This is a genomic window from Lachnoclostridium sp. An14, assembly GCF_002160755.1.
Classification (GTDB): Bacteria; Bacillota; Clostridia; order Lachnospirales; family Lachnospiraceae; genus Lachnoclostridium_A.
The window spans coordinates 1-597 of sequence record NZ_NFLE01000092.1 but is presented as its reverse complement, the minus strand read 5'-3'; the positions used below and the strand labels follow the sequence as shown (position 1 = coordinate 597).

Annotated in this window: 1 tRNA gene and 2 rRNA genes; all 3 read right to left on the bottom strand. The window is 49.6% G+C overall.

What is annotated here, in order from left to right:
• Positions 1 to 120: 120 nt before the first annotated feature.
• Positions 121 to 193: transfer RNA gene (locus tag B5E84_RS20250), tRNA-Ala, on the bottom strand.
• A gap of 6 nt (positions 194 to 199) precedes the next feature.
• Positions 200 to 317: ribosomal RNA gene (gene rrf, locus B5E84_RS20245) — 5S ribosomal RNA — on the bottom strand.
• 69 nt (positions 318 to 386) lie between these two features.
• Positions 387 to 597, bottom strand: a 16S ribosomal RNA gene (locus B5E84_RS20240); the annotation flags it as partial.

Here is a 597-nt window from a genome sequence, read left to right as displayed (position 1 = left end):
CAAACTTATTTATTGCTTGATGTTTCTCGGATGTCTTGATTTAGATATTTCTATCTATCTCTCGATTTACTCGATATGCGGTTTTCAAGGTACGTTTGTGACTGATGTTTTATCAGTCAGTGGAGATAAGGGGATTCGAACCCCTGACCCCCTGCTTGCAAGGCAGGTGCTCTCCCAACTGAGCTATATCCCCAAAGTAATCTGGCACCCACCTGCTCTCCCATGCCGTCTCCAGCATAGTACCATCGGCCGCTTAGGTCTTAACCGTCGTGTTCGGGATGGGTACGGGTGTCTCCCCTAAGCGCATCAGCACCAGAAACTTTGTCGTCTCTGACCTTTTATCAAAGACTAAACAGTATATAAAACCCTTACTTCTTCTTCCCTAGAAAGGAGGTGATCCAGCCGCACCTTCCGATACGGCTACCTTGTTACGACTTCACCCCAGTTATCCACCCCGCCTTCGGCAGCTCCCTCCTATAAGGTTGGGTCACTGACTTCGGGCGTTGTTGACTCCCATGGTGTGACGGGCGGTGTGTACAAGACCCGGGAACGTATTCACCGCGACATTCTGATTCGCGATTACTAGCGATTCCAGCT